Below are 23,641 nucleotides of genomic sequence, written 5' to 3' on the forward strand. Positions count from 1 at the left end.
ACTGGCTGTAGCAAAGCCCCCTTTAGTAAACCTGATTAGCGCTGTGTCTCAGCTGGTGATGCTGCCTTGGTTTAGAAATGCAGGTTCTTCAGTGAGATACGGCGATGACGCTCAATCGGATCCAGTTCCAAAAGGGGCTTTCGATTCCGGCTTTTCTGAGCCGCTACGGCTCCGAGGCGCAATGTGTCGAGGCCTTGGTTCAGGCCAGGTGGCCCAATGGCTTCGTGTGTCCGCAGTGCGGACACACGCATGCCAGTGGCTTTGAGCGGGGACGCCAGCACCTGTGGCAGTGCGCGCGCTGCCGGGTACAGACCAGCTTGACCGCCGGCACGCCCATGGCAGACACCAAGCTTCCCTTGCGGGTGTGGTGGCTGGCCATCTATCTGGTGAGCCAAGCCAAGAACGGAATTGCTGCGCTGGAACTGGCTCGGCAACTGGGCGTGTGCTATCGCACTGCATGGCGGATCAAGCACAAAGTGATGTCGGCGATGGCCGATCGTGAGCAGTCACGCCGGCTCGACGGAGAGGTCCAGATCGATGATGCCTATCTGGGCGGCGAACGCGCCGGTGGTCCAGGCCAACCGCAGTGGCGCAATAAAGTGCCGTTTATTGCAGCGGTTTCCCTGCATCAAGGGCGCCCGCGCTATCTCCGCCTGGATGTGGTCTCCAGCTTCCGAAGAAGCGTCGTGCACACGTGGGCTCAGCAGGCACTGGCACCGGGCACCCATGTCGTCAGTGATGGGCTGACAGCGTTCACCGGTGTGGGCTGGGCAGGCCTGACCCACGATGCCATCGTGACCGGAAGCGGCCGCAAAGGCGTCCAGCAGCCTCGTCTGCGTTGGGTCAATACGATCCTGGGCAATCTCAAAACGGCGCTTAGCGGCACCCACCATGCGGTGGACTTCCCCAAATACGGCGCGCGCTACCTGCATGCGCATGCCTACCGCTTCAATCGCCGCTTCAACCTGGCCGCCATGGTGCCGCGCCTGGCCAGTGCCCTGGCCGGCGCGGGAAGGCTCACAGAGCAGCAACTGCGTACGACAGCTGAGACACAGCGCTAATCAGGTTTAGTAAAGGGGGCGCGCCGACAGGCGCGGGGATTTGGCGAGCTAAGCCCAGGGACCCAGGTTCCCGCTACGCGGGAGCCTGGGGCCGCCAGGGCAACGCCCTGGCGGCGGGTGGGCAGTTCGTCAGAACTGCCCACCAAACGTGAACTGCAGGCGCTCGATCTCGTCGTTGTCTTCCTTCTTCAACGGGATCGCGTAGCTGATCGAGATCGGGCCGACCGGTGCGCGCCACAGCAGCGCCACGCCGGTGGAAGCGCGCAGTTCGTTGGTCTTGTAATTGTCCACGCCGTTGAACACGTTGCCGACGTCGACGAACGCGGAGATGCGTGCCGAGGGGCTGTCGAACAGCTTCGGGAAGTACATTTCCGCCGAACCCACGGTCTTGAACGAGCCGCCCAGCGGCTGTCCTCGGCTGTAGGACTGCGTGGCCTCCGAACGCGGGCCGAGGGTGTTGTCCTCGAAACCGCGCACCGAGTTGGTGCCGCCGGCGTAGAAGTTCTCGTAGAACGGCAGGCCCGCGGCGGTGACCGTGCGGGTGGTGCCGTCGGGGTTGGTGAGGGTGCGGCTGACGTCGCTGCCGTAGCTGTCGCCGTAGCCGAACTCGGCGCGGGTGTTGAGCACCAGCGACGGAATCAGCGTCCAGTACTTGGAGATCTGGTAGTTCAGCTTCCAGTATTCGACGGTGGAGCCGGGCAGGGTGGCTTCCAGGCCGACGCGCTGGTACATGCCGCGGGTCGGCATGAAGTAGTCGTTGCGGGTGTCGCGCGCCCAGCCCAGCTCGCTGCGCCAGGCGTGGAAGGTGCGCTGGCCGATCGCATCGATGTAGTTGATGATCGCCTGCGGGGTGTAGTTGGCGTAGGTGGTGATCTGGTTGCTGTCGATGCCGAACATCAGCGAGACGGTGTCGTTCTCGGTGATCGGCACGCCGAAGATCATCTGCGCCGCGCCGTTCTTGCTGTTGTACTGGGCGGTGCCGAAGTCGGAGTAGTCGAGCTTGCGCCAGGACACGTTGTAGCCCAGCGACACGCCGTCGTCGGTGAAGAACGGGTTGGTGTAGGAGAACGCGTAGCGCTCCTGGTAGCTGCTGCGCGAGGCGTCCACCGAGACGCGGTTGCCGCCGCCCAGGAAGTTGTTCTGCGACAGCTGCACCGAGGTGTTCACGCCGTAGGTCTGCGAATAGCCCACGCCGAAGGTGAAGCTGCCCGAGGTGGTTTCCTTGACGCTGTAGACCACGTCCACCTTGTCGTTGCTGCCCGGCACCGGCGGCGTTTCCACGTTCACCGATTCGAAGTAGCCCAGGCGCTGCAGGCGGACCTTGGAACGGTCGATCGCTGCCTGCGAGTACCAGCTGTTCTCGAACTGGCGCATCTCGCGGCGCAACACTTCATCGGAGGTGCGGGTATTGCCCTTGAACACGATGCGCCGCACCGACACGCGCGGGCCCGGCACCACCTGCAGGTTGATCGCGACGGTGCGCTTCTCGCGGTCGGTGGTGGGGATCGGGTTGACCTTGGCGAAGGCGTAGCCGATGTTGCTGAGAGTATTGGTGATCGCGTCGGAACTGAACTCCAGCAGCGCGCGCGAGAAGGTGTCGCCCGGCTTCGGGATCACCAGCTTCTCGACCTCTTCCTGCGGCAGCACGGTATCGCCGGTGACCTTGATGTCGGAGATCTTGTACTGCTCGCCTTCGGTGATGCCGGCGGTCAGGTACATGTCGCGCTTGTCGGGGCTGATCGCCACCTGGGTGGAATCGACGCTGAAATCGACGTAGCCGCGGTCCAGGTACCAGGAGTTGAGCTTCTCCAGGTCGCCGGACAGTTTTTCCTTGGAGTACTGGTCGTCGCGGCGGTACCACGACAGCCAGTTGTGCTCGCGCGATTCCCAGCTGTCGAGGATGTCCTTGGTGGCGAACTTCTCGGTGCCGATCAGGTTGACGTGCTGGATCTTGGCGGCCTTGCCTTCCTTGATCGCGATCGCCACATCGACCCGGTTGCGGTCCAGCGGGCTCACCGTCGGGGTGATCTCGACGTTGTACTTGCCGCGGTTGTTGTACTGGCGGGTCAGTTCCTGGGTCACCCGGTCCAGGCTCAGCCGGTCGAAGGTGCCGCCCTCGCTCAGGCCGATGTCGGACAGGCCCTTGAGCAGTTCTTCGCTCTTGATGTCCTTGTTGCCGGTGACGGTCAGCTTGTTGATCGCCGGGCGTTCCTTGACCGTGACCACCAGGATGTTGCCCTGGCGATCGACCTGCACGTCCTCGAAGAAGCCGGTGCGGTACAGCGCGCGGATCGCCTCGCCGACCTTGGCGTCGTCAACCGTATCGCCGCGTTCCACCGGCAGATAGGTGAACACGGTGCCGGAGGAGATGCGTTGCAGACCGTCGACGCGGATGTCGCTGGCGGTGAAGGGCTCCGTCGCCTGGGCCAGGACCGGCAAGCTGAGGCTGGCGGCGAGGGCGAGGGCTAGCAGGCGGCGAGTGGGAAATCGCGTCATGTCACGTCCGGTAGAGGTCGATATCGTTGTTGCATGGGCGCCGGCGTAAGACGACGACAGCGGGGTCGAGTGGATCAGCATCGGGTTCATCGCAAGACCTGGCCGAAGATGTCGTTGTAGAACGCCAACCCCATCAGCCCAGCCAGCATCGTCAGACCGACGACCTGCCCCGCGGCCATGGCTCGCTCGCTCAGCGGGCTACCCTTGACCAACTCAATAAGGTAATACAGCAAGTGCCCGCCGTCCAAGATTGGAATCGGCAGCAGGTTCATGATCGCCAGGCTCAGCGACAACAGCGCCAGGAAATACAGGAACACGTCCGGCCCCTGCTTGGCCGAGCCGTTGGCCACCTTGGCGATGCTGATCGGCCCGGACACGTTCTTCATCGAGGCATGGCCGGTCAGCATGCGCCGGATCAGCCCCAGCGTATCCCCGGCCAGCTTGCCGGTCTCGCGAAACGCGACCGGGATCGCCGCCAGCGGGCCGTACTGCAGCCTGGCGTCGAATGCCGGCGGCGGGCGGTCCTGCTGGCCGAGGTCCACGCCCAGCGACAGGCCCTTCAGCCGCGGATCCTTGCTCGGGGTGAGGCGCACGTCCAGCGCCAGCCGCTCGCCGTTGCGCTCGACCTCGACCAGGCCGCTGCCGCCGTTCCTGGCCAAGGCCCGCACCTGCGGGGCGACCTGGTCGGCGCTGACCACCGCGGCGCCATCCACCGCCAGGATGCGGTCGCCGGGGCGCAGCACGCCGTCGGCAGCCGAGCCCGGGCTCACCTTGGCCACGATCGCCGGTTGCAGGGCGAAGCGCCAGGTGAGGCCGGCCAGGCGCGGCACCTGCTGCTCGTCGAAGTCGGCAGGCAGCTGCGACAGGCGCAGCGTGTGCACGCGGGTGGCGCCGTCGCGGCTATCCTCGGTCTGGATGCGCACGTCGGCGCGGTCCATCGCCGCCACGGTCAGCTGCATGCTGGCATCGCTCCAGCTGGACACCTCGCGCGTGCCGATGCGCACGATGCGCTCGCCCGGCTGCAGCCCGGCCTGCAGCGCCAGGCCGTCGGCGCGGCCCACGATCGCGGCGTAATCCTGCTTGCCGATCACGAACATCGCCCACAGCAGCGCCACGCACAGCACCAGGTTGGCGACCGGACCGGCGGCGACGATGGCGATGCGCTGCCACACGTGCTTGTTGTTGAACGCCTGGTCGCGCTCGGCCGGGGCCACCTCGCCCTCGCGCTCGTCGAGCATCTTCACGTAGCCGCCCAGCGGAATCGCGGCGATCGCGAACTCCGTGCCGTGGCGGTCGTAGTACGACCACAGCGGCTTGCCGAAGCCCACCGAGAAGCGCAGCACCTTGACCCCGCAGCGGCGCGCGACCCAGAAATGGCCGTACTCGTGGAAGGTCACCAGCACGCCCAGGCTGACGATCATCCACCAGACGGACCCGATGAAATCACCCATGCGCGTGGCTCATAGGGGCGTGCGTGTCAGACATGGGCAGGCTGGCGGGCAATGGCGAGTTCGGTGATCTTGCGCGATTGCGCGTCCGCCGCCAGCAGCGCGTCCAGGCAGTCGGCCGCGCCTGCAGGCAGCACGGTCAGGGCGTTCTCGACCAGCGCAGGAATCGATAGGAAACCGATACGGCCCTGAAGAAAGGCTGAAACAGCCACTTCGTTGGCCGCATTCAGGATCGCCGGGGCGCTGCCGCCGGCCTGCATCGCGCGCCAGGCCAGGCCCAGGCAGGGGAAGGCGTCCAGGTCCGCCGGCTCGAATTCCAGGCGGCCATGCGCCAGCAGGTCCAGCCCGGCGACCCCGGATTCGATCCGCTGCGGCCAGCCCAGGCCCACCGCCAGGGTGGTGCGCATGTCCGGCAACCCCATCTGCGCCAAGGTGGAACCGTCGATGAACTCGACCAGCGAGTGGACCAGGCTCTGTGGGTGCACCAGCACCTCGATGCGCGCCGGCGGCAGCGCGAACAGGTGGTGCGCCTCGATCACTTCCAGGCCCTTGTTCATCAAGGTCGCCGAATCGACCGAGATCTTCGGCCCCATCGACCACTTGGGGTGCGCCACCGCCTGCGCCGGGGTCACGCCCTGCAGCCGCTTGCGGTCCCAGCCGCGGAACGGGCCGCCGGAGGCGGTCAGCAATACCCGCCGCACCTCGGCGCCGGCCTGGCGCGAGCGCAGGCACTGGAAGATCGCGTTGTGTTCGCTGTCGATCGGGATGATCTCGGCGCCGGCGGCGGCGGCCGCGGCGGTGACCAGCTCGCCGGCCAGCACCAGCGATTCCTTGTTGGCCAGCAGCAGGCGCTTGCCGGCGCGGGCCGCGGCCAGGGTCGAGGCCAGGCCGGCGGCGCCGACGATGGCGGCGACCACGCTGTCGCAGGCGTCGCTGGCCACCAGCTGCTCCAGCGCGGCTGCGCCGGCATGCGCTTGGGTGCGCAGCCCGGCAGCGCGCAGGCCGTCGCGCAGCGCCGGGTACAGGGCCGGGTCGGCGATCACCGCGTGCGCCGGCCGGTGCGTGGCGCACAGCGCCAGCAGCGCGGCGACGTTGCCGCCGGCGGCCAGCACGCTGGCGCGCAACCGCTGCGGATGGCGTGCGATCACATCCAGCGCGGAGGCGCCGATCGAACCGGTGGCGCCGAGCACGGCGATGTGGCGGACGGCATCGGCCATATTCAGAACCCGAAGATGTCCTTGCCCAGCGCGAAGATCGGCAGCGCCGCCAGCACGCCGTCGATGCGGTCCAGCACGCCGCCGTGGCCGGGGATCACGTGGCCCGAGTCCTTGGCGCCGACGTGGCGCTTGAGCAGGCTTTCGAACAGGTCGCCGACCACCGAGGCCAGCACGCTGACCGCGGCCACGATCAGCAGCCCGGGCAGCTGCGGCAGGGTGACCCCGGCCAGCCAGCCGAAGCCGGCGGCGCAGACCAGGCCGGCCAGCAGCCCGCCGAGCAGGCCTTCCACGGTCTTGTTGGGACTGATCCGCGGCGCCAGCTTGTGCTTGCCGAACTGGCGCCCGGCGAAATAGGCGCCGGAATCGGCCGCCCACACCGTGACCAGCGCGGTCAGCAGCCAGCGGTGTCCGTTCGGTTCGCTGGCGTGGATCAGGCCCAGCGCGGCCCAGGCCGGGACGATCGCCAGGGTGCCGGCGGCCAGCTTGAACACCCGCGCGTAGGTGGCGTGGTCGGAGCCGAACTGGAAGAAGCGCAGCCACAGCAGCGCCACGCACCACCAGCCGACGCCGGCCAGGGTGGTCAGCTGGAACAGCACCAGCGAACCGGCCGAGGCCCACACCAGCAGCACCATCAGCAGCAGGTTCAGCACCAGCAGGATGGTGCGCGGCAAGGTGTCGTCGACTTCGGCCAGCTTCAGCCATTCCCACAGGCCGACCAGGAAGATCAGCGCGGCCAGCGCCGCCAGCCATTGCGTGGGCAGCAGCGCGATGGCGCAAATGGCCAGCGGTGCCATGATCAGCGCGGCGATGACGCGGGTACGGGTCATGCGGATGTGTTCTCCGTCGCCGGGGCGACTTGCGCGCTGGTCAGGCCGAAACGCCGCTCGCGGCTGGCGTAGTCGTCCAGGGCTTGTTGCAGCACCTCGGCGCCGAACTCGGGCCACAGGGTCTCGGTGAACCACAATTCGGTGTAGGCCAGCTGCCACAGCAGGAAATTGCTGATGCGCACGTCGCCGCCGGTGCGGATGAACAGGTCCGGCGGCGGCAGGTCGGACAGCGCCATGCGCGCCGACAGCTGTTCCTCGTCGATCTGCTCGGGGCGCAGGCGCCCGGCCGCGACGTCTTCGGCCAGCGCGCGTGCGGCCTGGGCGATGTCCTGGCGGCCGCCGTAGCTGGCGGCGATCGACAGGTGCAGGGCCTGGTTGTGCTGGGTGCCGGCTTCGGCCTGGGCCATGCGCTGGCGCAGCGACGGCGCGAAGCGCGAGCGGTCGCCGATGAAGCGCACGCGCACGCCGCGCCGCTGCAGTTCCTCGACCTCGCGGTCCAGCGCGTGCAGGAACAGCTTCATCAGCGCGTCCACTTCTTCCTGCGGCCGGCCCCAGTTCTCGCTGGAGAAGGCGAACAGGGTCAGCGCGGGGATGCCGCGTTCCAGACAGAAGTCGATGGTGCGGTTGACCGCGCGCGCGCCGGCGCGGTGGCCGATCACCCGCGGCCGCCGGCGCCGCTGCGCCCAGCGGCCGTTGCCATCCATGATGATGGCGATGTGGCGGGGCAGGGACATGGAAGAGGGGTCCGAAGACATGGCCGCGAGGCGCAGGCTCAGACCGCCATCAGTTCCTGTTCCTTGCCCTTGACCACGTCGTCGACGTCCTTGATCGCCTTGTCGGTCAATTTCTGGATGTCGTCCTCGGCGGCGCGGGCCTCGTCCTCGGTGACCTGCTTGTCCTTCAGCAGATCCTTGATCTGCTGGTTGGCGTCGCGGCGGATGTTGCGGATCGCGACCTTGCTGTCCTCGCCTTCGCCATGCACGACCTTGGACAACTCGCGGCGGCGCTCTTCGGTCAGCGCCGGCAGGTTGAGGCGGATGGTGGTGCCGGAGGTGTTCGGGGTCAGGCCCAGGTCAGAGGCCAGGATCGCCTTCTCGACCGCGCTGACCATCTGCTTTTCCCACGGGCTGATGGTCAGCGAGCGGGCGTCGGCCACGGCCACGCTGGCGACCTGGCTCAGCGGCATTTCCGAGCCGTAGTAATTGACCTTCAAGTGTTCGACCAGGGCAGTCGAGGCGCGGCCGGTCCGCACTTTGATGAGCGTATGGCGCAGCGCATCGATGCTCTTGGCCATGCGGGTCTGTGCGTCTTGTTTGATTTCGTTGAGCATCGCCGGTGTCCGTGCTGAATCTGAATCGGACGATTATAGCGGGTAACTGCCGGGACTCGGGACCCGTGACCCGGGACCAGGGACTCGGGACCAGGGACTCGGGACTTGGGACTTGGGACTTGGGACCCGGGACCCGGGACTCGGGACTCGGGACCCGGAAAAGCGCAGCGCCACGAACTGAAGCTTTACCGACTTCCGTTCTTCGGGTCCCGAGTCCCGAGTCCCGGCCGCCTTCAGCTGCGCCCCTTCACTAGCGTCCCGATCTCCGCGCCATGCAGGATCCTCAGCAGTTCGCCCGGCTGGCCCATGTTGAAGATGCGCAGCGGCAGCTCGCTGTCGCGGGCCAGGGCGAAGGCGGCGGTGTCCATCACTTCCAGGTTGCGCGCGATCACTTCGTCGTAGGTCAGGCTGTCGAAGCGCACCGCGTCGGCGTGCTTCTTCGGGTCCTTGTCGTACACGCCATCGACCTTGGTCGCCTTCAGCAACAGGTCGGCGCCGATCTCGATCGCGCGCAGCGCCGCGCCGGAGTCGGTGGTGAAGAACGGATTGCCGGTGCCGGCGGCGAAGATCGCGATGCGGCCCTTTTCCAGGTGGCGGATCGCGCGGCGGCGGATGAAGTCCTCGCACACGTCGTTGATCTTGATCGCGCTCATCACCCGCACCTTGGCGCCGAGCTTTTCCAGCGCGTCCTGCATCGCCAGTGCGTTGATGACCGTGGCCAGCATGCCCATGTGATCGCCGGTGACCCGGTCCATGCCGCCGGCGGCCAGGCCGGCGCCGCGGAAGATGTTGCCGCCGCCGATCACCAGCGCCACTTGCGCGCCGGCGTGCTGCGCTTCGATCACCTCATGCGCGAGGCGGTTGATGACCTTGGGGTCGATGCCGTAATCCCCATCCCCCATCAGCGCTTCGCCGGAAAGTTTCAACAGGATGCGGCGATAGGCGAGCTGGGACATGGTGACCTCGTGGGGGGACGGGCAAACCACGCGATTCTAGCCGAAGCGCGGCGCGGAATCTGCCGCGCGCACGCGTGCGTGCAGTGGCCCGGTTCAGGCCAGGGTGTCGCGGAACGAGCGCGCGGTGACCCGGTTGCGGCCGCCGTGCTTGGAGCTGTAGAGCATGTCGTCGGCGGCCTGCAGCAGCTCCTGCGCGGTGCCGAAGCGCTCGCGCCCGCCTTGGGTGGCCACGCCGGCGGAGAAGCTGATGTACAGCGGCCCGCTCTTCAGTTCGACCATCGGCCGCTGCACGATGTCGAGCAGGATGCGCTGGATCACGCTCAGCGCGGCCTCCTCGCTGGTGTTGGGCAGCAGCACCAGGAACTCCTCGCCGCCGAAGCGCGCCACGGTGTCGCTGCTGCGCAACAGCGGCTGCAAGGCCTGCGCGAACGCGCGCAGCACCTGGTCGCCGATCAGGTGGCCGTGGGCGTCGTTGATCTTCTTGAAGTCGTCCAGGTCGATGAAGGCGATCGACAGCGGCCAGTCGTGGCGGCTGGCCAGGTCGAACTGCTGGCTGAGCAGGATGTCCAGCTGGTGCCGGTTGTACACGCCGGTCAGCGCGTCGCGGCTGGCCTGCTCGGCCAGGCGGCGCGCGCGGTGCTCCGATTCGTCGGCCTGCTGGCGGGCGTGGGTGGCTTCCTGGATCTCGCGCAGGTTGCGTAGCACCATCAACTCGCGGGCATGGCTGATGATCGCGTCGATCCGCTCCGGCTGCGCGACGCGTACGTCGAAGATCGGCGCGATCACCGGCAGGGCTTGGGCCATGCCGGCGATCACCTCGTCGAAGCGGCGGCTGTCCAGTTGCAGTTCGCGATACGTGCGCTCCATCGCCTGGCAGCGCGCGGCATCGGTGTCGGCGCTCAGCCAGATGTCGGCGACGCTGCCGGACAGCAGCACGCACCGGCCGAACGTGTCTTGCGCCGGATCCGCGTCGGCACTGCGGCCGATGCCGCGTTGCAGGTAGCCGGGCAGCTTCCACTTCTGCGCCAACCAGGCGCCGACCTCGGCGTGGTCGCAGCCCAGCCGCTCGCGCTCCAGCGCCAGCAAGGTCTCGCCGTCGCTGTCGCCGGCCTCGCGCAGCAGCGGCGCGTAATCGTCGTGGCAGACGTGCAGCAGGGCCAGCGCGCCCATGTCCTGCAGCAGTCCGGCCAGCATCAGTTCCTCGTGCTTGCGCATGCCCATGGCCTGGCCTAGCAGGCGGCTGGCCAGCGCCGACAGCACGCTGCGCCGCCAAATGCGTTCCTGCAGGTCGCTGGAGACGGTGTCGCTGCGCAGGCTCTGCACCATCGAAAAGCCCAGCGCCAGGCTCAGCGCGGCGTTGAGCCCGAGCATGGTCAGCGCCTGGCCGAGGTTGTCGATGCGGCGCCGGCTGGCGTACAGCGGCGAATTGGCGATGCGCAGCATGCGCGCGCTCAGCGCCATGTCCATCGCGATGGTATCGGCGGCGGTGGCCAGATCGACGTCCGGATCCTGGGCCAGGTCGATGATGCGCAGTGCGATCCCGGGCGGTGAGGGCAGGTTGCGGGAGTGAGCCAGGATGGCTTCGAGTTCAGGGCGCATGCGGTTCCGCGTGGAATGTGATGGGGACGGCAACACTGCGTCCCAACGCGTGCAGCGTACCACCGGCAAAAAAAAAGCCGCGACCAGGCGCGGCTTTTTTTCCGGATGGGCCGGACTCAGGCCAGGCCGGCCTGCTTCATCACTTCGGCGGCGTAGTCTTCCACCACCTTCTCGATGCCTTCGCCCACCGCCAGGCGCTTGAAACCGATCACGTCGGCGCCGGCGGCCTTGACCGCCTGCTCCACGCTCTGGTCGGTGTTCAGCACGTAGGGCTGGCCGTACAGGGTGACTTCGTTGACGATCTTGGCGATCTTGCCGCTGATGATCTTCTCCAGGATGTCGGCCGGCTTGGCCTTGTCCTTTTCCGACATCTTGGCCAGCTCGATCTCCTTTTCCTTGGCGACGAACTCGGCCGGGACGTCGGCGGCCTTGACGTGCGGCGGGTTCATCGCCGCGATATGCATGGCGATGCCGCGGGCCAGTTCGATGTCGCCGCCCTTGACCTCGACCAGCACGCCGATGCGGCCGCCGTGCACGTAGGCGGCGACGTTGTTGGCGCTATCGATGCGCACCAGGCGACGCACCTGCACGTTCTCGCCGACCTTGGCGATGACCGCGGCGCGGGCTTCCTCGACGGTCTCGCCGGCGGGCAGCTTGGCGCTCTTCAGCGCCTCGGCGTCGGCGGCGCCGGAGCTGAGCGCGGCCTGGGCCACGGCTTCGGTGAAGGCCAGGAAGTTGTTGTCCTTGGCGACGAAATCGGTTTCCGAGTTGATCTCGACCAGCACGGCCTTGCCGCCGTCCTGGGCGATCGCGATGCGGCCTTCGGCGGCGACGCGGTCGGCCTTCTTGTCGGCCTTGGCCAGACCCGACTTGCGCAGCCACTCGGCGGCGTTCTCGATATGGCCGGCGTTCTCGGTGAGCGCCTTCTTGCATTCCATCATGCCGGCGCCGGTGCGCTCGCGCAGTTCCTTGACCAGGGAAGCGGTGATTTCCACGGGGTGACCTCACAAAAGGTGGGAAAGGGCCGGCTTGCGGCCGGCCGGTATTCTCGGGAACGGGCGCTTGCGGCGCCCGCGGACCCGGGCGCTCAGCGCGCGCCGGGTGGCGACTGCGCATGCTCGCGCAATCGCATGGCGCGCCGGTTACTCGGCGGCGGGAGCGGCTTCTTCTGCCTTCTTGCCGTTCTTGCGCGGGCCGCGGCCCTTGTCGTCGCCGGCTTCGCTGAACTCTTCCTCGCGCACGCTGGCGGCGTTCGGCGCGGCGGCCTTGCCTTCCAGCACGGCGTCGGCGGCGGCGCGCGCATACAGCTGCACGGCACGGATGGCGTCGTCGTTGCCCGGGATGGCGTAGTCCACCAGTGCCGGGTTGTAGTTGGTGTCGACCACCGCGACCACCGGGATGCCGAGCTTCTTGGCTTCCTTGATGGCGATGTCTTCATGGCCGATGTCGATGACGAACAGCGCGTCGGGCAGGCGGTTCATTTCCTTGATGCCGCCCAGCGAGGCCAGCAGCTTTTCGCGCTCGCGGCGCAGGGTCAGCACTTCGTGCTTGACCAGTTTGTCGAAGGTGCCGTCGGTTTCGGCCGCTTCCAGTTCCTTCAGGCGCGCCACCGACTGCTTGACGGTACGGAAGTTGGTCAGCGTGCCACCCAGCCAGCGCTGGGTCATGAACGGCTGGCCGCAACGCTCGGCTTCTTCCTTGACCGAGTCGCGGGCGCTGCGCTTGGTGCCCAGGAACAGGATGGTGCCGCGCTTCTGCGCGACGCTGGAGATGAAGTTCATCGCGTCGTTGAACAGCGGAACCGTCTTCTCGAGGTTGATGATGTGGATCTTGCCGCGCGCGCCGAAGATGTACTGGGCCATGTTGGGGTGCCAGTAACGGCACTGATGGCCGAAGTGGACGCCGGCTTCCAGCATCTGACGCATGGTGACTTGGGGCATTGCAGTGACTCCTGATGGGGAACCGGCCATGCGCGGGCGGTGTGAGTGGAGTCCGCGCATGGACATGCAGGCCCTTGCGGGGCGTGCACGACGATTCCGGGGTTGGGCCTCCCTGCGGCCTTACGTGACCGAACTCCTCGCGGAGCACCCCGGCACGGGCGATGGCAGCAGGTGTGGATTCGCCGGTGCGTCCGGCGTGGACGGTGTGCTGGCCCGGATGGGCGCAACGCAGCCGCGGAACTATAACGGGCCGCGGCCTGCGGCGCAAATGTGGGCAGGCCGGGTCATTCGGCCAGCGCGGCTCATTCGGCCAGCAACGGCTGCAGTTCGGCCTGGTTTTCGAGGCGGGCGGCGAAATGGCCGCCGCGCGCGGCCCCGACCTCGGCCGGGAGCTGCCAGCGCTTCTGTTCCCCGGCCAGCACGTAGCCGGCCAGATTGCTGAACAGAGTCAGCTGGCGGCCGTCGGCGCTGATGAAGCTCAGATCGCTCAGTCGCGCATGCGCCTTGCCACGGTTGCGCACCTGCAACTCATGGCCGTAGGCACCGGCGACCAGGCTGACGCTGAGCGCGGCGCTCGGCGCGGTCCCGGGCGGGGACAGGAACACCGGCGTGGAATAGCGCAGCAGCAGGCGCGGGTCCGCAGGGCTGTTGTCCGGGGCCGGGCGTTCTTCCAGCACCAGGCGGTAGGCAAGCTCGCTGTCGGTCGCGGCCGGACCGATGCGCACCACCCGCAGCAGTTGCCGCCCCTGCGCAGGGATGTCGATCAGGCGCGGGCTGACCTGGACCTCGTCGGTCGCCTGCAGCTGCTCCATGCCTTCGCCCTGATGCCAGCGATATAGCTGCGCCTGCGCCTGCCAGGGCCGGTCCTGGGTATTGTTCACCCAGATCTCGGCGGTCTGCGTGCCTGGCGGCATCTGCACGATGGTCGGGCTGATGCGCACGCCGGCGGCCGCGGCCAGGCTCGGTAACAGCGCCAGCAGCAGGCCGGCGATGCGTCCGCGATGGCGGCCGTCCACTTAGAACGCGACCGTGGCGTAGCGCGAATCCTGGCGCTGCACTCCGTTGGCCACGCTCAGGCTCAGCGCCAGCGCACCGGCGTTGGGCGAGGCGGCGCCGTCGATGCTGACCTGGTAGGGCAGCGGACGGCTGCAGGCCACCTGCGCGGCGGCCGCGCCGGGCTGGCTGCGGCCGGCGGTGTCGATCTCGCAGCTGCCCAGCAGGCGGATGCCGACCCGGAACGCCGTGTTTTCGTTCGCACCGGGAATCTGCGCCGCCGCGCTCGCGCAGACGGCACAAAAACTGGCGAGCAGCAGCGATTGCATGAACGGCCTGGCGGTCATGATGGCATTCCAAGGAGGACGCGACAGATAACGGCGTCCGGCGAGGCAACTTTACCGCGTCCGCGTCCGCGTTTAGCTCTCAGTAGGTCACCGTCACCTTGACCACGTCGCTGTAGCTGCCCGGGGGCGGGGTCTGCCCGGCCGGCACCTGGCCGTACAGGGTCAGCGACTGGGTACTGCCGGTACCGGTGCCGGTCTGGGTGTCGCTGTTCAGGGTGCTGCCCCAACGCTGGCTGCGTGCCGCGTCGCGGTACAGCTCGTAGGTCAGGTACTGGCCGGCGGCGTTGCGCATGCGCCGGGTGTTGCCGCTGGCGTTCTGGCCGTTGTCCAGGCCGACCTGCCAGGCGGTGCGCCGGCGGCAGTCCATGCTCAGCGCGGTGGTGTAGTTCAGCGCGGTATCGACCAGGCCGGACTGGCTGCCGAAGTCCAGGTCGGCGATGCTGGCGATGGTGCAGACCGGCGCCGCGGTGACCGAACTCACGAACGGGAACTGCACCGCGGTGGCGCCGCCGCGGCCGCCGGTGGTGCAAGAGGCGGGCATGCTCGCCGGGGTGCCGATCAGCGGTTCGTCGTAGCGGTACTGCAGGTTGGTGAACGCCCCGTTGAAGTTGTTCTGGTACAGCCCGGTGGCGATGCCGCTCTGCAGCGGGATGCGTCCATAAATGGTGTAGGTGGCGCTGCCGCTGCCGCCGGTCACCAGCGACGAATAGGTCAGGTCCACCTGCAGCGGGGTGGAGGCGTTCAGCGCGCTGCCCCAGATCAGGCTGCGCGCGCTGTCGCGGTACATCTGGAAGCCGAGGCTGTCGTTGAGCGGGTTGAGCATGCGCCGCGGCGCGATGCCCAGGCCGCCGCCCTGCGCGCCCTCGCCGATGTTCAGGCACATGCGCACGTAGATCGTGCCCAGGATGCTGAGCGCGCCGGTCTGGCAGGTCACCGTGATCTGCGCGTTGCTGTCGGTGGCGGCGCTGGTGGAGAGGGTGCCGAAGTCCAGCGCGGTGGTCACCGCCGTGCAGGTGGTGGCGGCGCCGGCGCGCAGCGGCGCCAGCGCCGCCAGCAGCGCCAGCAGGGCGGCGCAGCCCCATGCGGCACGGCTCATGGCGCCGGCCCCGCGGTGCAGCGCAGCGGTCCCAGGCGGGTCGGGCGCTGCTGCGGCGTGTACTCGATGCGCACCTGGCAGCGGCCTGCGCTCATCTCCACCTGCAGGTCGTTGCGGCCGATCTTCAGGCCTTCCAGGTAGGCCTCGCCGTCGTAGCCGACCACCGCGTCGATGCCGGGACCGCGCACCCGGCTGCCGACCGGCAGCGGCTGATTCTGCGCATCATGCAATTGCACCAGCACGCCGTCGCTGGTGCGGATCGGGAAGTCCACCACCACGCCGCTGCGGTCGCGCGGCACCACGATCTGGTCGATGCGCTCCGGGCGCATCTGCGGCGGCAACTGCATCGGATCGATCGACACCTGGTTGTGCTGCCAGCCCATCAGCGGGGTGACCATCAGGAAGCCGCGCGCGTCGGTGACGCCGATCGGGCGGTTTTCCAGCAGCACCGGCACGCCGGCGACGCCGCCGGTGGAGACCAGGGCGAAGGCCTGGTCGAGATCGCGGCCGGGGAACCAGCCGCCGCCGATCCGGGCCACGCCGCCGGCGGCCTCGGCATAGCCGTAGGTCTGGCCGCCGTAGCTGGCCAGGCCGGCGGCATAGCGCGCGTTCTCGCCGCGCCAGCTGGCCTCGGCCAGGCCGCCGGCGCTGTCCTCGCCGCTGCGCGCCTGCAGCCGCCAGCCGCTGCCGCCGTCGGCGGCGGCCGAATGGCTGAGGTCGGCGGCGGTACTGAGACGGTCGCCGACCCGCTGCAGGGCGACGCTGGCCTGGCGCGCGCCGCTGAGCGAGATCGACCAGCCCAGGTACATGCTGCGGTCGCTGGCCTGATCCAGATTCTGGTTGACGCTGAGATTGAGCGAGGACTGCCACGGCAGCGCGCGGGTCCAGAACAGGCTGGCGTAGCGCAGGTCGCCGCTGTCCGGGTAGGACAGGCGCACATAACTCAGCGCCACGTTGCCGATCTGCTCCCAGCTGACCCCGGCCAGCGCGCGTTCGCTGATCCGCGGCGGCGGCGCGCCGTACTGCGAGGCCACGTCGCGATAGCCGGGCTGCGCGCGCTGGGTGTCCATCGAGACGTTGAAACGGCCGTTGTTCCAGCGGTAGCTGAGCGCGTACTGGTGGCCGCTGCGGCCATCGCCCTGGCTGTGCGCCAGCGAGGCGCCGACCACGCCGGCCCGCGGCAGCAGCCAGATGCCGCCGGCACCTGCGTTGCGCACTCCGGCGCCGGCCTCGGCGTGCGCCTCGGCGGTGAAGCGGGCGCTGATGCCGCGGCGCCAGCTGGCGCTGGCGACGGTGTCGCCGGCATAGTTGAAGGCGTCGCTGCCGTAGCCCTCGCGGACCCGGCCCAGCGCCAGCGACCAGTCGTCCAGGCCGTCGGCCAGCAGGTCCTGGGTGGCGTAGAACGGGATTTCGACCGAACGGCTGCGGCCGTAGGCGTCGGTGATGACCAGTTGCGCGTTGCCGGCGCCGTCCACGCCGGGCGCGGCGGACAGCTGGAACGGCCCGGCCGGCAGCTCCGAGCCGTACTGGCGGATGCCGTTGACGTACAGATCCACGTTCGACGGCACCGTCACTTCGCCGAGGAATTCCGGCAGCGGGGTGGTCACGCGGTACGGCTGCAGGCCGAAATCGCGGCCCACGCGGATCCCGCCCAGACGCAACGTGCGGCTCCAGCTGGTGCTGCTGCTCAGCGTGTCGCCGATCACCACGCTGGTCATGCTCTCGGGCAGCGACCACTGCCACTGCGTGTCCAGGCGGATCGCCTGGCTGCGCCAGTCGCGCTGCGGCTCGCGGTACAGGCGGCCGACGAAGGATTGGCGGAACATGCCGCGGCCGAGCACGCCGTCGCCCAGGCCGAAGGCGCGCAGTTCGCCGCTCGCGGTGAGGTTGCTGGCATTGCCCTGGCGGCTGGCGTACAGGTCGTAGTCCAGCAACGCGCCGGGCGAACTGGTCGCCGGCAGCGCCGGGCCGCTGTCCTGCGCGTCGATCCGGGTCAGCGGCACGTCGAGCAGCGCCACCGGCGCATCGATCGCCAGCTGCTGCAGGCCGGCGTCGTAGCGGTAGCGCACCCCGTCCAGGTTCTCCAGCGCGATCGTGGCGTTGGCATCGGCATCGATGCGCAGGCCGATCTGGCGCAGCGTGGCGGCCTCGGCCTGCATGCGTTCGCCGTCGCGCTGGAAGCGGAACAGTCCGGGCTTGCGGGTCTCGTTGAGGGTGACTTCCAAGTACAGGGTTTCCTGTTCCACCGGTGGGCCGCTCGGCTGGGCGGCGGCAAGGTGCGCGGCGCTCGCCCACAGCACCAGCAGCAGCTCAAGGAGCCTTTGCTTCCAGCGCGAGCGATTGAGCAATGGGTTCACCGTTGATCGTTGCCTTGAACGCGCCGTCGGCGCGCAGCAGTGCAGGCGGGAGTGGCCAGCGCTTGCGTTGGCCCGGTAATACATAGCCGGCCAGGCCGTCGGCAATCGCGGCACGGGTGCCGTCGCTGGCGACGAAATGCAGGTCCACCAGTTGCGCGTGTTCGCTGCCGTTGTTGACGACTTCCAGGGCCGGCGCGCTGGCGTCGCGGATCAGCCGCGCCTGCAGCACGGGCGCGGCGGCGGCGGCCGGCTTGACGAAGATCGGCACCGAGTAGCGCAGCACGAACTGCAGGCCGGACGCGCTGGCCGTGGCGTCCGCCGCCGGCAGTTCGTCGACCAGCACCCGATAGGTGTCCTCGGTGCTCCTGGGCGCAGCGTCCAGGCGGATGATGCGCACCAGTTGCCGCGAGTGCGGCGCCAGTTCCAGCATCGGCGGGCTGATCGCGATCCTGTCGCTGGGGTCGAGCAGATCCTCGCCATCCTGCTGGCGCCAGCGGAACACCCGCACCTGCGCCTGCAGCGGCTTGTCGCCGCTGTTGCTCAGCCACAGCCCCTGCGCCGACTCTTCCGCGGTCAACTGCACGGAGGTCGGCGCGACCTGCAGGCTGGCAGCCTGCGCCGCCAGCGTCGCCGCCAGCCATACGGCCAGGGCGATCGGTAAACGCAGCGGGAAGGAGGATCGCAGGGACATGGAACGCTCCTGTTACCAGGTGACAGTGGCGGTGACGACGTCGCTATACGAACCGGCAGGATAATTGGTGCTGGCGACCTGGCCGTAGACGACCAGGGGTTGTACCGCACCATTGCCGGTGCCGGCCTGGGTGTCGCTGCCGATGGTCGAGCCCCAGTTCTGGGTGCGCGCCGAGTTGCGGTACAGGGCGTACGGCACGCGCGCGGTGTTGCCCGCATCGGCGCTGCCCATGGTGCGCGCGGTCACCGTCGCGCCGGAGCCGCTGCCGGCGTTGAGCGCGATGTTGTACGGCGTGCCCGAGGTGCAGCGCACGTTCAAGGTGCCGGTGCTGTTGATCGAGGTCTGGGTGGAGTTGACGCTGCCGAAATCGACGTCGGTCGGTGCGGTCTGGATGTCGCAGACGCTGGTGATCACGATCTTGACGTTGAAGGTGCGCGAGTCGGTCTGGGCGGATGCTACGCCGGTTCCGGCGGCCAGCAACACGGCGATGGCGAGTGCACTGTGGAGAGTTTGCATGGGGTGAGGCTCTTCGGAATGACGGAGTCCGTCGGTGCCGAACCCAATGCAAAGTGCGGGCCAATCCGCAGTGTTCTGGATGGGCATCTAAATTTTGAAAGTGATGGGTTCAGCGGTTGTCCCGGTTTTCATTTGTGAAGGCGGCGGAATCCCGGCCCGGCGCCGAAAAACCGTCAGTGCGCAGCGGCGCGTTCAGGAAGGCCGCGAATGAGCGATAATGGCGGGCATGACCGTCAATCTGAAAACTCCCCAGGACATCGAGAAGATGCGCATCGCCGGCCGCCTGGCCGCCGAGGTGCTGGACCTCATCGGGCCGCATGTGAAGCCCGGCGCGACCACCGCCGAGCTGGACCGCATCTGCCACGACCACATCGTCAAGGTGCAGCAGGCGGTGCCGGCCAACATCGGCTATCGCGGCTACCCGAAGACGGTATGCAGCTCGGTGAACAACGTGATCTGCCACGGCATCCCCAGCGAAAGCAAGGTGCTGAAGGACGGCGACATCGTCAACATCGACGTCACCGTGATCAAGGACGGCTGGCATGGCGACACCAGCCGCATGTACTACGTCGGCACGCCGTCGGTGATGGCGCGGCGGCTGGTCCAGGCGACCTACGAGGCGATGTGGCGCGGCATCCGCGCGGTGCGGCCGGGCGCCACGCTCGGCGACATCGGCCACGCGATCCAGCAATACGCCGAAAGCGAGCGTTTCAGCGTGGTGCGCGAATACTGCGGCCATGGCATCGGCAAGGTCTACCACGACGAGCCGCAGGTGCTGCACTACGGCCGGCCCGGCGAGGGCCTGGTGCTGAAGCCGGGCATGACCTTCACCATCGAGCCGATGATCAACGAAGGTTCGCGCTACACCCGCGTACTGCCGGATGGCTGGACCGTGGTGACCAAGGACCGCAAGCTGTCGGCGCAGTGGGAGCACACCATCGCGGTCACCGAGGACGGCGTGGAAGTGCTGACCCTGTCGCCCGGCAACCTCGGCGAGCCGTGAGCCTGCTGCCGGCCGGTAGCGATGCCGGCATGCCCGACGCGGCCGCCGACGATGCCGAGTGGGCCGCGGCGGCGCGGCAGTTGCTGGCGCAGGCCGACGCGCGGCTGTGCAAGCGCTTCGACCAGGACGACGACATCGACCGCCTGCTGGCGCTGCGCGCACGCGCGCTGGACCAGTTGATCAAACATGCGTGGAGCCGTTGCCTGCCGCGCGACGCCGGGCTGGCGTTGTACGCGGTCGGCGGCTACGGCCGCGGCGAGCTGTTCCCGCGCTCGGACATCGATCTGCTGGTGTTCGGCGAATCCGAGCGCCAACGCGCGCACGAACAGGCGCTGGCGCGGCTGTTCGCGCTGCTCTGGCATGCCGGGGTGCCGGTCAGCCACGCGGTGCGCTCGGCCGCGCAATGCACCGCCGCCTGCGCCGACCAGAGCGTGCTGACCGCCTTGATCGAGGCGCGCCCGCTGCTTGCCGACGCCGCCGCCAAGGCGGCGCTGGCCGCGGCGATCGCGCCGCAGCAGGTCTGGCCGCCGCGCGCCTTCTTCCTGGCCAAGCGCGAGGAACTGCAGGCCCGCCACCAGCGTTTCGGCGACACCGCCGACAACCTGGAGCCGGACATCAAGGACGGGCCGGGCGGCCTGCGCGACCTGCATACGCTGGGCTGGATGGCGCTGCGCGCGTTCGGCGTGCGCGACCTGGAGCCGCTGGTCGGGCTCGGCCATGTCGGCAGCGACGAGGCCGCGGCGCTGCGCCGCGAGCGCCGCGAGCTGGCCCGCTTGCGCTACGGGCTGCACCTGGTCGCCAACCGCCCGGAGGAGCGCCTGCGCTTCGACTACCAGAAGACCCTGGCGCAGCGGCTGGGCTTCTCCGACGACGCCGAGAGCCTGGGCGTGGAGAAGATGATGCAGCGCTTCTACCGCAGCGCGGCGATCGTGCGCCGGCTCAGCGACCGCCTGCTGCAGCGCTTCGAAGAACAGTTCGACGGCGAGGCGCAGCCGCAGCCGCTGGGCGCCGGCTTCTCGCTGCGCCGCGGCTATCTGGCCGCCGATGCCGAGGCCTGGCCGCAGGCCGATCCGGTGCAGGTGTTCGCGCTGTTCGCGACCTGGGCCGCGCATGGCGAGGTCCGCGGCCTGCATTCGCTGACCGCGCGCGCGCTGGCCGAGGCGCTGTCGCAACTGCCCGCCTACGACGGCGCCAGCGCGCTGGCGCGCGAGCGTTTCCTCGCGCTGCTGCGCGGCCCGCGCGCGGTGCAGACGCTGACCCGGATGGCGCGGCTGGGCGTGCTCGGGCAGTGGATCCCGGCGTTCGCGCAGGTCTCCGGGCGCATGCAGTTCGACCTGTTCCATGTGTACACCGTGGACCAGCACACGCTGATGGTGCTGAAGAACATCGCGGTATTCGCCAGCGCCCGCGCCGACGACCGCTTCTCGATCGCGCACGAGGTGTGGCCGCGGCTGCGCAAGCCGGAACTGCTGCTGCTGGCCGGGCTGTTCCACGACATCGCCAAGGGCCGCGGCGGCGACCATTCCGAACTCGGCGCGGTGGATGCGCGCGCGTTCTGCGCCGGCCACGGCCTCAGCGCGGCCGATACCGACCTGGTGGTGTGGCTGGTCGAGCAGCACCTGCGCATGTCGGTGACCGCGCAGAAGCAGGACATCTCCGATGCCGACGTGATCCACCACTTCGCCACCCTGGTCGGCGACCGCGAGCGCCTGGACTATCTGTACCTGCTGACCTGCGCCGACATCGCCGGCACCAGCCCCAAGCTGTGGAACGCGTGGAAGGACCGGCTGCTGGCCGACCTGTACTTCGCCGCGCGGCGCGCGCTGCGCGACGGCCTGGAGCATCCGCGGCCGATCGCCGAGCGGGTGCAGGAGGCGCGCGAGGCCACGCGCGCGCTGATGCACATCCAGGGCCACGACGATGCGGTCATCGACCGCCAGTTCGCCGGCATGCCGGACGAGAGCTTCCTGCGCTTCCGCCCCGAACAGCTCGCCTGGCAGGCGGGTTCGCTGATGGAAGTGGAACTGGGCGACACCCTGGTCAAGGTGCGCCCGGTGACCCCCGACGACGACGCGCTGGAAGTGTTCGTTTACTCGCCGGACCGCGACGGCCTGTTCGCCGCGATCGTGATGACCCTGGACCGGCGCGGCTACGGCATTCACCGCGCGCGCGTGCTCGACGCACCGCATGAAGCGATCTTCGATACCTTCGAGGTGATGCCGGCCGACGCCTTCGCCAGCGGCGACACCGCGCAGCTGGAAGCGGCATTGCGCGAGGCGCTGTCCGGCGACCTGACCCGGCTGCGCCCGGCGCGGCGCGTGGTGCCGCGCCAGCTGCGGCATTTCCGCTTCGCCCCGCGCATCGAATTCCGCGAGAGCGTGGACGGCCGCCGCACCCGCCTGAGCCTGGTCGCGCCGGACCGGCCCGGCCTGCTGTCGAACGTGGCGCAGGTGCTGCGCCGCCAGCAGCTGCGCGTGCACGACGCGCGCATCGCCACCTTCGGCGAACGCGCCGAGGACGTGTTCCAGATCACCGACGAGCACAACCTGCCGTTGCCCGACTCCTCCCGCCAGGCGCTGCACGCCGCACTGCAGGCCTGTCTGGACCCCGATACCCCGCCTGGAGACTCCCGCTAATGGCCACCAAGAAGCCTGCCGCCGCCAAGAAGCCTGCTGCCAAGACCGCCGCCGCCGGCAAGACCTCCGCGAAGAAGGCGGCGGCCACGAAGACCGCCGCCGCCGCCGCGCCGTCCAAGCCCAGCGCCGCACCGAAATCGCCGGCCAGGACCCTGCGCGCCAAGCCGGCCGCCGCTCCCAGCACCGACGAGCTGAAGTTCACCATCGACAGCGCCTTCGAGCGCCGCACCGCGCTGACCCTGGACGAGATCGAAGGCTCGACCCGGCCAGTGGTCAACCGCGTCATCGACGGCCTGGAAGCGGGCGAGTTCCGCGTCGCCGAGCCCGACGGGCATGGCGGCTGGAAGGTCAACGAATGGCTGAAGAAGGCGGTGCTGCTGTACTTCCGGGTCAACGAGATGGCGGTGGTCGAGGCGCAGCCGGCGCCGTTCTGGGACAAGGTCGAGTCGCGCTTCGCCGGCTACCACGAGGCCGAGTTCCGCAAGGCCGGCGTGCGCGTGGTGCCGGGCGCGATTGCGCGCCGCGGCAGCTACTTCGGCAAGGACGTGGTGCTGATGCCGAGCTTCACCAACATCGGCGCGCACGTGGGCGAGGGCAGCATGGTCGATACCTGGGCCACGGTTGGTTCGTGCGCGCAGATCGGCAAGCATTGCCACCTGTCCGGCGGCGCCGGCATCGGCGGCGTGCTCGAACCGCTGCAGGCCGGCCCGACCATCATCGAGGACCACTGCTTCGTCGGCGCGCGTTCGGAAGTGGTGGAAGGCGTGGTGGTCGGTCACCACAGCGTGATCGGCATGGGCGTGTTCATCGGCCAGAGCACGCGCATCTACAACCGCGCCACCGGCGAGATTTCCTACGGCTATGTGCCGCCGTACAGCGTGGTGGTGTCCGGGCAGCTGCCGTCCAAGGACGGCTCGCACTCGCTGTACTGCGCGGTGATCGTCAAGCAGGTCGATGCCAAGACCCGCAGCAAGACCAGCGTCAACGATCTGCTGCGCGGCCTGGCGGACTGACGCATCTGCTTCTCCCATCGGGAGAAGCTTGCACGCAGCACCGGATGAGGGGACGGGCGAAGCTGCGTGTAGTTGGGTCAGCCAGACGCTTTCGCACCGTACCCTCACCGCAACC

Annotated in this window: 20 protein-coding genes; 4 read left to right on the plus strand and 16 right to left on the minus strand. The window is 68.7% G+C overall.

Going from position 1 to position 23,641, the window contains the following annotated elements:
• Positions 1-104: 104 nt before the first annotated feature.
• Positions 105-1,061, plus strand: coding sequence for an IS1595 family transposase (locus KHF85_RS07710; RefSeq protein ID WP_284566649.1), 957 nt, complete (start codon positions 105-107; stop codon positions 1,059-1,061).
• A 129-nt stretch (positions 1,062-1,190) separates the two neighbouring features.
• Here KHF85_RS07710 and bamA read toward each other — a convergent pair whose 3' ends face one another.
• The 16 genes from bamA to KHF85_RS07790 form a co-directional block, all read right to left on the minus strand.
• Positions 1,191-3,557 (minus strand): outer membrane protein assembly factor BamA, encoded by a 2,367-nt coding sequence (gene bamA, locus KHF85_RS07715; protein ID WP_284569124.1) that lies wholly within the window; start codon positions 3,555-3,557, stop codon positions 1,191-1,193.
• 86 nt (positions 3,558-3,643) lie between these two features.
• Entirely contained in the window at positions 3,644-5,008 is a 1,365-nt protein-coding gene (rseP, locus tag KHF85_RS07720; protein WP_053834582.1) for an RIP metalloprotease RseP, read from the minus strand.
• A 26-nt stretch (positions 5,009-5,034) separates the two neighbouring features.
• Positions 5,035-6,222 (minus strand): 1-deoxy-D-xylulose-5-phosphate reductoisomerase, encoded by a 1,188-nt coding sequence (dxr, locus tag KHF85_RS07725; RefSeq protein WP_284569125.1) that lies wholly within the window; start codon positions 6,220-6,222, stop codon positions 5,035-5,037.
• Positions 6,223-6,224: 2 nt separating this feature from the next.
• A complete protein-coding gene (locus KHF85_RS07730) occupies positions 6,225-7,049 on the minus strand; it encodes a phosphatidate cytidylyltransferase (protein WP_284569126.1) in 825 nt (274 codons plus the stop codon).
• A complete protein-coding gene (uppS, locus tag KHF85_RS07735) occupies positions 7,046-7,783 on the minus strand; it encodes a polyprenyl diphosphate synthase (RefSeq protein WP_409976673.1) in 738 nt (245 codons plus the stop codon). Before uppS ends, KHF85_RS07730 begins: the two co-directional genes overlap by 4 nt.
• Before the next feature lie 38 nt (positions 7,784-7,821).
• Positions 7,822-8,379, minus strand: a complete 558-nt coding sequence (gene frr, locus KHF85_RS07740; protein ID WP_284569128.1) for a ribosome recycling factor — start codon at positions 8,377-8,379, stop codon at positions 7,822-7,824.
• A 233-nt stretch (positions 8,380-8,612) separates the two neighbouring features.
• The gene (gene pyrH / locus KHF85_RS07745) at positions 8,613-9,335 is read right to left on the minus strand and encodes a UMP kinase (RefSeq protein ID WP_053837237.1); all 723 of its coding nucleotides are present in this window, start codon (positions 9,333-9,335) and stop codon (positions 8,613-8,615) included.
• Between the two features lie 93 nt (positions 9,336-9,428).
• Entirely contained in the window at positions 9,429-10,934 is a 1,506-nt protein-coding gene (locus KHF85_RS07750; RefSeq protein ID WP_284569129.1) for a sensor domain-containing diguanylate cyclase, read from the minus strand.
• A 116-nt stretch (positions 10,935-11,050) separates the two neighbouring features.
• Positions 11,051-11,929 carry a translation elongation factor Ts gene (gene tsf / locus KHF85_RS07755; RefSeq protein ID WP_284569130.1) on the minus strand — a complete coding sequence of 293 codons (879 nt, stop codon included), beginning with the start codon at positions 11,927-11,929 and terminating at the stop codon, positions 11,051-11,053.
• Between the two features lie 147 nt (positions 11,930-12,076).
• Positions 12,077-12,874: a 30S ribosomal protein S2 gene (gene rpsB / locus KHF85_RS07760; RefSeq protein ID WP_237650606.1), complete on the minus strand. Its 798-nt coding sequence runs from the start codon at positions 12,872-12,874 to the stop codon at positions 12,077-12,079.
• A 302-nt stretch (positions 12,875-13,176) separates the two neighbouring features.
• The gene (locus KHF85_RS07765) at positions 13,177-13,890 is read right to left on the minus strand and encodes a fimbrial biogenesis chaperone (protein ID WP_284569131.1); all 714 of its coding nucleotides are present in this window, start codon (positions 13,888-13,890) and stop codon (positions 13,177-13,179) included.
• Positions 13,891-14,214: a Csu type fimbrial protein gene (locus KHF85_RS07770; RefSeq protein WP_284569132.1), complete on the minus strand. Its 324-nt coding sequence runs from the start codon at positions 14,212-14,214 to the stop codon at positions 13,891-13,893.
• A gap of 79 nt (positions 14,215-14,293) precedes the next feature.
• The gene (locus KHF85_RS07775) at positions 14,294-15,310 is read right to left on the minus strand and encodes a Csu type fimbrial protein (RefSeq protein WP_284569133.1); all 1,017 of its coding nucleotides are present in this window, start codon (positions 15,308-15,310) and stop codon (positions 14,294-14,296) included.
• Positions 15,307-17,667: a fimbria/pilus outer membrane usher protein gene (locus KHF85_RS07780; RefSeq protein WP_284569134.1), complete on the minus strand. Its 2,361-nt coding sequence runs from the start codon at positions 17,665-17,667 to the stop codon at positions 15,307-15,309. The genes KHF85_RS07775 and KHF85_RS07780 overlap by 4 nt, the downstream gene beginning before the upstream one ends.
• The gene (locus tag KHF85_RS07785; protein ID WP_284569135.1) at positions 17,621-18,358 is read right to left on the minus strand and encodes a fimbrial biogenesis chaperone; all 738 of its coding nucleotides are present in this window, start codon (positions 18,356-18,358) and stop codon (positions 17,621-17,623) included. The genes KHF85_RS07780 and KHF85_RS07785 overlap by 47 nt, the downstream gene beginning before the upstream one ends.
• Before the next feature lie 12 nt (positions 18,359-18,370).
• The gene (locus KHF85_RS07790) at positions 18,371-18,874 is read right to left on the minus strand and encodes a Csu type fimbrial protein (RefSeq protein ID WP_003467162.1); all 504 of its coding nucleotides are present in this window, start codon (positions 18,872-18,874) and stop codon (positions 18,371-18,373) included.
• Positions 18,875-19,100: 226 nt separating this feature from the next.
• Here KHF85_RS07790 and map point away from each other — a divergent pair, with 226 nt between their 5' ends.
• Genes map through dapD form a run of 3 tightly spaced genes read left to right on the plus strand, consistent with a single transcriptional unit; the run spans position 19,101 to position 23,526 of the window.
• The gene (gene map, locus KHF85_RS07795; protein WP_284569136.1) at positions 19,101-19,877 is read left to right on the plus strand and encodes a type I methionyl aminopeptidase; all 777 of its coding nucleotides are present in this window, start codon (positions 19,101-19,103) and stop codon (positions 19,875-19,877) included.
• Positions 19,878-19,906: 29 nt separating this feature from the next.
• Positions 19,907-22,513: a [protein-PII] uridylyltransferase gene (locus tag KHF85_RS07800; protein ID WP_284569503.1), complete on the plus strand. Its 2,607-nt coding sequence runs from the start codon at positions 19,907-19,909 to the stop codon at positions 22,511-22,513.
• A complete protein-coding gene (dapD, locus tag KHF85_RS07805) occupies positions 22,513-23,526 on the plus strand; it encodes a 2,3,4,5-tetrahydropyridine-2,6-dicarboxylate N-succinyltransferase (protein ID WP_284569137.1) in 1,014 nt (337 codons plus the stop codon). Before KHF85_RS07800 ends, dapD begins: the two co-directional genes overlap by 1 nt.
• Positions 23,527-23,641 lie beyond the last annotated feature (115 nt).

The sequence above is a fragment of the Xanthomonas graminis pv. graminis genome (genome assembly GCF_030168915.1).
Lineage (GTDB): Bacteria > Pseudomonadota > Gammaproteobacteria > Xanthomonadales > Xanthomonadaceae > Xanthomonas_A > Xanthomonas_A translucens.